This window comes from Streptomyces sp. GC420, from assembly GCF_009916105.1.
Taxonomy (GTDB): domain Bacteria; phylum Actinomycetota; class Actinomycetes; order Streptomycetales; family Streptomycetaceae; genus Streptomyces.
In genome coordinates this window covers 1-7,878 of sequence record NZ_JAAAXQ010000360.1, presented here as the reverse complement: position 1 = coordinate 7,878, position 7,878 = coordinate 1, and the positions used below count along the sequence as shown (strand labels likewise).

The window sequence follows — 7,878 nt, the reverse complement described above, 5'->3', positions numbered from 1 at the left end:
GTTGCCGTGGGGGCGGTGTCCGTCTCCGGTTCCGGGAGGGTGGCCGCTTCGGGTGCGGGGGCGGGCTGCTCGGCTTCGGCGGCTGCCTCGGTCTCGGCCTTCGGCTCGTCGGCCTCCACCGGGGCGGGCTCGGTCTCGGCGACGGCCTCTGCCTCCGCCGGAGCGGTTTCGGGTTCCGCGTCGGCTTCCGCCCCGACCTGCGACGCGGGCTCAGCTTCGGTGGCGGCAGGCGCGGTGACGGCCTCTGCCTCCGCCGGGGCGGCCTCGGCGGCGGGGATGCTCGACGTGGTGCCGGGCTCCGGCGAGACCGACTCGCTCGTCGGCGCGTCCGCCTGGGCCGGGACCGAAGCCGGCCGGGCAGCGGGCGGGTTGTCGAAAGAGGCCGCGACCAGAGCGGCAGCGGCCTCCGCGGCGGGGTCTGTGTTATCGGTGGCCGGTGCCGGCGCAGGGACGGAGGCCTCCGGGGTCGCGGTCTTGGAGGCGTCGGTGGGGATGGGCTCCTGGGTGGACTGGGGCGGGAGCGGGGAGACCGGGTTGTCGTGGCCGGACCGGTCACGGCGGCCGAATGCCTTGCGCAGCAGACTCCGAATGCCCATGAAAGAGCCCCTTCGTGCGACGTTGAGCGGTGAGCGGCGTACCGCGTTGCCCTTGGCCAGAGCGGCCACTTAGGGCTACGTAAGGTTAGCGGTCACCGGGAGTGATCTTTGGTAGGGGCCAGCGGTTTCTCAACTTCCTTGAAGCCCGCCTGCATTCACCCTCCGTTCACGCGTCGTCCGCCGCCTTGCAGGTGTACGCACCTAACGTCACCGCCGTCATCACATTCCGACACGATGTCGGCGCAGGGCGCGCCGAAACGGCAATTCGGAGGAGAAACGTGCGCAAACTGCTGCCGCTGATCGGTTCGGGCCCGCACCCGGGCGGTCGTTCCGCGCTGACCTGCCGCTACCGCTGCGGCGACGCCTGCTTCCACGAGGTCCCCAACACCAGCGACAACGAGTACGCCGGTGACATCATCACGAGCGTCCTGTCGAGACGGTCGATGATGCGCGCGGCCGCCGTCGTCACGGTGGCCGGCGCGACCGGTGCCGCGGTCGTGGGCGGGGTCGGCGCGGGCCAGGCGCAGGCCGAGCCCGCCACGGGGCTCGCCGGCAAGGGCGGCGCGACCGCCGACGGCGCCCGCGGTCTCCGCTTCAAGGCGGTCGCCCCCAACACCACTGACCAGGTCACGGTTCCCGAGGGCTACGCCCAGAACGTCGTGATCCGCTGGGGCGAGCCGATTCTCCGCGGCGCTCCCGCCTTCGACGCGGACAAGCAGACCGCCAAGGCGCAGGCCGGCCAGTTCGGTTACAACAACGACTTCCTGTCGCTGCTCCCGTACAAGGGGCACCAGCAGGTCCTCGTGGCGAACCACGAGTACACCGACGAAGTCCTGATGTTCAAGGGTTACGACGCCGAGAACCCGACCCGCGAGCAGGTCGAGATCGCCTGGGCCGCCCACGGCCTGTCGGTGGTCGTCGTGGAGGAGGACCGCAGGTCCGGGAAGCTCACGGCGGTCACCCGGCACCAGCTGAACCGCCGGCTCACCGCCACCAGCGAGTTCCGGATGACCGGTCCCGCCGCCGGCTCCGACCTGCTCAAGACGTCCGCCGACCCCACCGGCACCAAGGTCCTCGGCACGCTCAACAACTGTGCGGGCGGCACCACGCCGTGGGGCACCATCCTCAGCGGTGAGGAGAACTTCAACCAGTACTTCGCCAACGCGACCGGTGCGACGGCCAAGCGCTACGGGCTCGGCAGCGGCGCCACCGAGCGCAAGTGGGAGAGGTTCGACAAGCGGTTCGACGCGGCCCAGGAGCCGAACGAGCCCCACCGCTTCGGCTGGGTCGTCGAGCTCGACCCCTACGACCCCGACTCGACCCCGCGCAAGCACACCGCTCTCGGCCGTTTCAAGCACGAGGCCGCTCAGCCGCGGCTGAGCGCCGACGGCCGCCCCGTCGTCTACATGGGTGACGACGAGCGCTTCGACTACTTCTACAAGTTCGTGTCGAGCAAGCGGATGATGAAGGGGAACTCGCGGGCCGCCCGCGAGCACAACCTGACCCTGCTCGACGAGGGCACGCTGTACGTCGCCAAGCTCACCGGCGACAGCCCGGCCGCCGAGATCGACGGCACCGGCAAGCTGCCCTCGGACGGCGAGTTCGACGGCTCCGGCCAGTGGATCAAGCTGGCCTCGGGCACCACCTCGTACGTCGAGGGCATGACCGCCGAGGAGGTGTACGTCTTCACCCGGCTGGCCGCCGACAAGGTGGGTGCCACGAAGATGGACCGCCCCGAGGACGTGGAGCCCTCCCCGCGCACCGGCCGGGTGTACGTGGCACTGACCAACAACTCCAACCGCGGCAAGACGGGTTACGCGGCTGCCGACGAGGCCAACCCGCGCAACCTGAACAAGCACGGCCAGGTCCTGGAGCTGGCCGAGCACTGGGACGACCCGTCGAGCGACGGCTTCGCCTGGCGGCTGTTCCTCGTCGCGGGCGACCCGAACGACCCGGCGACGTACTTCGCGGGCTACCCGAAGGACAAGGTCAGCCCCATCTCCTGCCCGGACAACGTGGCCTTCGACCCGCACGGGAACCTGTGGATCTCCACCGACGGCAACGCCCTCGGTTCGCACGACGGCCTGTTCGGCGTGGCCACGCAGGGCGAGCGTCGCGGTGAGCTGAAGCAGTTCCTGACCGTGCCGAAGGGCGCCGAGACCTGCGGTCCGATCATCCAGGACCGCCGGGTGCTGGTCGCGGTGCAGCACCCCGGTGAGATCGACGGTGCGAGCGCCGAGAACCCGGCCTCCAGCTGGCCCGACGGACCGGGCAAGGCCGTGCGCCCGTCGGTGGTGGCGGTCTGGCGCAAGGACGGCCGCGGCATCGGCGTCTGATCCTGGCCTTCAGCAGCACCCCGTGGGGGCCGCCGCGACGACCGTCCCGGCGGCCCTCCGCTTGTTCGCGGGAGCACCACGGCCGCCCTCGTGGGCGCTGCTGCCCCCGGCCGGGGCGTGTTTCACGTGAAACATCTCAGGTCAGGACCCGCCCAGGACCGTCCCGACTGGTCAGGACTGTCCGGCGCCGTACAGCGTGAGGTCCACCAGTACCGCTCGGTGGTCGGTGTTCGGGAGGTCCAGGAAGCGGACCCGGTCGGCGTCGAAGTCGCGGCTCACCAGGATGTGGTCGATCTGGGCACCGAGCGGCGGCGCGGTGGCGGCAGGCCAGGACGGCGTGCGGGAGCGGCCGTCCAGCTGTGCGCTGTCGCGCAGCTTCCCGCTGCCCAGGATGGCGCGGAAGGCGGCATGGTCCTGGCTGGCATTGAAGTCGCCGGCGAGGATGAGGGGCCTGCCGCGGGACTGTTCGGTGCCCGCGTAGTCGCGCAGCCGGCCCAGTTCCGTGCGCCAGTCCCCGATGCCGCCTGGGATCGGCGGCAGCGGGTGCGCGAGCTGTACCGCGACGCTCCGGCCGCCGATCGCGGCCCGTGCACCGGGCATGGCCAGCCGGCCCTCGACGCCCTCGGTGCTCTCGAGCGGGAAGGTGCTGAGGATGGCGGAGCCCTCGGCGGAGAAGCCTTCCGCCACGTTGCGGTATGGGTAGACGGAGCGGGGCAGTTCCTCGGCGAGCGCGGAGGAGCAGCGGTGGTCGCACTCCTCCACGAACACCAGGTCGGGCTTCTCCCGCTCCAGGGTGTCGATCAGGGCCTCGGTGGCATTGCCGAACTCGACGTTCGCGGTGAGCACGCGGAAGGAGTCGAGCGCGTGCCCGCGCGAGCCGACGACGTCCGCCGTGGCGTCGTACGGCTGGAGGAACCAGCAGGTGACCGCCAGCACCACGACGGACCACAGGAGACCGACCCGCCAGCGGGCGAGGCCGGCCACGACCAGCGCGACCGCGCCGGGCAGCAGCAGCCACGGCAGGAAGGCCAGCAGCTGCGGGACCGGGGTGATCCCGTCGACGCCCGCGGCGCGGCAGCCGACTACCGCCGTCAGTCCGGCGAGCACCGGCCCGGCCACCCAGGTGGCGAGCCTGCGCCACAGCGGCCTCGGCGTCCTGCCTGCTGCGTCCACCGTGGCCTGCCCCTCGTTCCGTACCGTTCGCCCGTCCGGCGATCGTCGCTCCCTCCAGGAAGACGGCCCCGGCATTCGCCAGGTTGCCAGGCCGCACCGAGCGTGGAGCCGTGCCCACCTTCACGTGGTGCCGGTCTCCGGTGAGTGCCGGGCGGCCCCGTGTCGCGTCCCGCGTCCCGCGTCGCCCGGAGCCCGGAGCCCGGAGCCCGGAGCCCGGCGCTTCACGCTGTGCGCCCGGGCCGGACAGGCCGGTGGCCGGGGACGGGGGACGGGCCCCCGGATCCGGTGCACCGCGGTTCCGCCGCGGCCCTTCGCGCCGATACTCCGCCGGCCCCGCTCAGGCGGGCGCCGGGGGCGCGTAGGCGCGCAGCGAGTCGATCAGCCGCTCCAGCCCGAACGCGTACTCCGCCTCGTGGTCCACGTCGGCCAGCCTGGGTGCCACCCTGCTCACCGCGGGCAGCCCGCAGCCGGCCAGCTGCCGGACGTCCCCGTCGCCGGAGGCACCGTGGTACTCGCCCGCCGCGCGTGCCTCGCCCAGCAGGGCCCCGGTGGCGTACGCGGTGAACAGCCGCAGCGCGTGCACGGCGACGTCCTCGTCGAACCCGGCCTCCAGGAGCAGTCCGAGGACCATGTCGACCGCCCGCAGGGCCGCGGGTGAGCCGAGTTGTCTGGTGAGCACCAGCTCGCAGGCGCGCGGGTGCGCCAGCGCCGCCTTGCGGAAGGCTCGCGCGATCTCTCGCACGCCGTCGGCCCAGTCGCCCTCCAGTCGTTCCGGCAGGGCCATGTCCGCGGCGACGGCGTCGGTGACCAGGGCGAGGACGTCCGCCTTGCCGCGCACATGGTTGTAGAGCGACATGGCCTGGACGTCGAGCAGCGCGGCGATACGGCGCATGCTCAGTGAGTCGGGCCCCTCTTCGTCGATGATCCGCAGGGCGGCGTGAGCGATGCGCTCGCGGCTCAACGGCGGCCGGGGGGTGGGCGGCTCCCTCTTCGCGCCAGTGCTGTGCATCCATGCTCCTCGAAGAGCTTTGAACCTCGCGGTTTTCCTTGACGTGCCTACATGTGGGTGCTTCCCTCGATCCACGGACTTACGCCGTAAGTGCCCCTGCCGGTACGTAGTTCGACCCTGCAAGTGCTCGGGACCTTCGCGCATCCAGCCCACGGAGGCACAGATGCCTGTGCACGCCACCCCCCATTGGACCGCCGACTTCCCCAGGATCCGCCAGCGACGGGCCGCCGCCATGACTGTCCATCACCTCGACTGCGCGCCGCTGCGCCCCATCGGGCCGCTCGCGCCGCTGGTCGGTCACTGCCTGCTCGTCGAGGCGGGCAGCGGACTCGTCCTGGTCGACACGGGCTTCGGGGCGGCGGACGTCTCCGAACCCAAACGCCTCGGCGCCCTGTTCCGTACGACGATGCGGCCCCGCCTCGACCTCTCCGTGACCGCCGTCCACCAGATACGGAAACTCGGCTACGACATCCGCGATGTGCGGGACATCGTGCTCACCCATCTCGACTTCGACCACACCGGAGGGCTCGCCGACTTCCCCGCGGCGAGGGTCCACGTCCACGTCGACGAGTACCGGGCGGCCATGCGCCGCGAGACCCGCGCCGACGCCGCCCGCTACCTCCCCCTCCACTGGGAGCACGGCCCTCAGTGGGTCATCCACGACACCGCCGACTCCGACTGGTTCGGGCTGCGCGCCTCCCGCGTGCTGCGCTCCCCCGACGTGCTGCTCGTCCCGCTGCCCGGCCACACCCACGGCCACTGCGCCGTCGCCGTCGCCCAGCCGGAACGCTGGCTCCTCCACTGCGGCGACGCCTACTTCCACCACGGCGAGATCGATCTGCGCCGTCCCCGCTGCCCCCGCCCGCTGGCCGCGCACCAGCGCCGCGTCGCCGCCGACCACCTCTCCCGCCTCGACCAGGTCGAGGCCCTGCGCGAGCTGCGGCGCTCGCAGCCGGGACTGATCGCCCTGTTCTCGTCCCACGACGAGCACGAGTTCAGGCGCTTCGCGGCAGAGGGCTGAACCGGTCCAGGAAGGTGCCGAGCGCCGCGTTGAACGCGTCGGGCCGCTCCAGGTTCGGCATATGGGCCGCGCCCTCGATGACGACGAGCTCCGAGTCGGGGAGCGCGGCGTGCATGGCCTTGGCGTCGGCGACCGGTGTGTAGGGATCGTCGCGCCCCACCACCACCAGGGCCGGGACGTCCAGGGTCGTCAACAGCTCACGGTAGTCGGGGCGTTCGGCCCGCCCCCGCAGGGCGGCGGCCGCCCCCTCGGGGTCGGTGGCGCACATCATGCGGCGCACGTGCCGGGCCACGTCGGGAAGCGCGGTGACGTTGTACGGGGCGATCATCTTCGCCAGCACCTCGTCGGCGTACCCCGTCATGCCCTCGCGCAGCAGCCGGTCCGCCGTCTCGGCCCGCCACCGCCTGCCCTCCTCCGTCTCGGCCGCGGCGGAGGTGTCGGCGAGGACCACGCCCTCGACCCGGTCGCGGAACAGCCGGCAGAACTCCATGGCGATCTGGCCGCCCATCGACAGACCACCGATGACGACCCGTCGCACATGGAGCTGGTCGAGCAGCCCGGCCAGGTCCTCCGCGTGCCGGGAGAACCGGGTGACACCGGGGACGACGGTGGTCGCGCCGTAGCCGCGCAGATCGGGAACGATCAGCCGGAACGGGCCCTCCAGGGCGAACGCGCGGACCTGCGGTGCCCACATCGAGCGGTCGAAGGGATGACCGTGCACCAGCAGCAGCACCGGGTCCGCGGTGCGGTGCTCGCCGTAGTGCTCACCGCTGCGATGCGCACCGCCGTGGTCCTCGTACCCGATGGTGATGCCGTCCAGCTCAGCCGACTTCATGATCAAAAGGTTAGGCGGTGCGCCGCGGCCGCGCCAGGAGTGCGACCAGTGCCAGTACGGCGACCACCAGCCCGCAGCCGGCGATCACCCAGGACGCGGTGCGGAGCGTCTCGGTCAGCGCGTCGTACACCGCTCCGCCCGCGCTCCGGGGCAGCTCCTCGGGCAGCCGGTCCAGGTAGGCGGGCCGCGTCGCGCCCACCCACACCCGCAGCAGCAGGCCGCCGACGGCCACCGCGAGCCCGGCGAGGAGCAGGCCGAGCCTGCGCCGGGGCGCGGCGAGCACGGCGCCGACCGCGCAGACGAGGGTGACCGGCGGGAGCCACACCGCAGCCTCCTCCAGCTCCCTGAACGTGTCACGGGCTGTGTCGAGTTCCCCGGAAGGGGCGAGCGTGAACTCCGCGCGGATCGCGGGGAGCTGGTCGGCCAGGGGGATGCCGTTGTCGGTCAGCCACTGCTTGGCGCGCTCCACCACCGGTGCCAGGTCGATGGTGACCGGTGCGCCCTCCTCGGTCAGCGTCCGGTTGAAGGACTCGTGGGCCTGCCGGTTCGCCTCCTCCCACACCGGAGGGAAGGCGCCGCTCTCCACGAAGGCCCGCACGCCGGTCCTGATGAGGCCCTCGAACGCCGACGTCAGGGTGCCGCCCTGCTCCACGACGGCATCCGTGATCAGGTCCGTCACCGCGTCCTGCACCTCGTCGTCGTGCGCGAGCGGCGCCATCGCCGACACGTAGCGGTCCTCGTTGCCGAGCTCGGCACGGGTCCAGACAGCGACGGCGCTCAGCGGGGTCAGGAGGACGACGAGGACGAGGAGGACGGCGGAGAGCGCGGAGAGCAGGAACCGCATGCCTCAAGGGAATCCCGGGGCGAGGGGCCGTGCCACCGGGCCCGGTCCGGATGGGGGACGGGCG

General features: G+C 72.3%; 6 protein-coding genes and 1 pseudogene. 2 read left to right on the top strand and 5 right to left on the bottom strand.

Going from position 1 to position 7,878, the window contains the following annotated elements; all coding sequences use genetic code 11:
- Window positions 1-596 (bottom strand): annotated as a pseudogene (locus tag GUY61_RS30975) (hypothetical protein); the annotation flags it as partial.
- A 278-nt stretch (window positions 597-874) separates the two neighbouring features.
- Here GUY61_RS30975 and GUY61_RS30970 point away from each other — a divergent pair.
- A complete protein-coding gene (locus tag GUY61_RS30970) occupies window positions 875-2,932 on the top strand; it encodes a PhoX family phosphatase (protein WP_166633565.1) in 2,058 nt (685 codons plus the stop codon).
- A 171-nt stretch (window positions 2,933-3,103) separates the two neighbouring features.
- Here the strand turns inward: GUY61_RS30970 and GUY61_RS30965 are convergent, their stop codons facing one another.
- A complete protein-coding gene (locus tag GUY61_RS30965) occupies window positions 3,104-4,105 on the bottom strand; it encodes an endonuclease/exonuclease/phosphatase family protein (protein ID WP_313896952.1) in 1,002 nt (333 codons plus the stop codon).
- Window positions 4,106-4,442: 337 nt separating this feature from the next.
- Window positions 4,443-5,114 carry a TetR/AcrR family transcriptional regulator gene (locus tag GUY61_RS30960; protein WP_243766875.1) on the bottom strand — a complete coding sequence of 224 codons (672 nt, stop codon included), beginning with the start codon at window positions 5,112-5,114 and terminating at the stop codon, window positions 4,443-4,445.
- A gap of 163 nt (window positions 5,115-5,277) precedes the next feature.
- Between GUY61_RS30960 and GUY61_RS30955 the strand changes: the two genes are divergently transcribed.
- Window positions 5,278-6,135 carry an MBL fold metallo-hydrolase gene (locus tag GUY61_RS30955; protein WP_243766874.1) on the top strand — a complete coding sequence of 286 codons (858 nt, stop codon included), beginning with the start codon at window positions 5,278-5,280 and terminating at the stop codon, window positions 6,133-6,135.
- Here GUY61_RS30955 and GUY61_RS30950 read toward each other — a convergent pair.
- Together GUY61_RS30950 and GUY61_RS30945 are read right to left on the bottom strand one after the other, a co-directional pair.
- On the bottom strand, window positions 6,110-6,970 hold the full coding sequence (locus GUY61_RS30950; protein ID WP_166633563.1) for an alpha/beta fold hydrolase: 861 nt from the start codon (window positions 6,968-6,970) through the stop codon (window positions 6,110-6,112). The genes GUY61_RS30955 and GUY61_RS30950 overlap by 26 nt on opposite strands.
- Window positions 6,971-6,980: 10 nt before the next feature.
- Window positions 6,981-7,814 carry a hypothetical protein gene (locus tag GUY61_RS30945; protein ID WP_166633562.1) on the bottom strand — a complete coding sequence of 278 codons (834 nt, stop codon included), beginning with the start codon at window positions 7,812-7,814 and terminating at the stop codon, window positions 6,981-6,983.
- Window positions 7,815-7,878 lie beyond the last annotated feature (64 nt).

What these genes read in the sequence shown, in the direction of transcription:
- GUY61_RS30955 (WP_243766874.1), top strand. Translation starts at nt 5,278, where the DNA reads ATGCCTGTGCACGCCACCCCCCATTGGACCGCCGACTTCCCCAGGATC.
- GUY61_RS30950 (WP_166633563.1), bottom strand. Translation starts at nt 6,970, where the DNA reads ATGAAGTCGGCTGAGCTGGACGGCATCACCATCGGGTACGAGGACCAC.
- GUY61_RS30945 (WP_166633562.1), bottom strand. Translation starts at nt 7,814, where the DNA reads ATGCGGTTCCTGCTCTCCGCGCTCTCCGCCGTCCTCCTCGTCCTCGTC.
- GUY61_RS30960 (WP_243766875.1), bottom strand. Translation starts at nt 5,114, where the DNA reads ATGCACAGCACTGGCGCGAAGAGGGAGCCGCCCACCCCCCGGCCGCCG.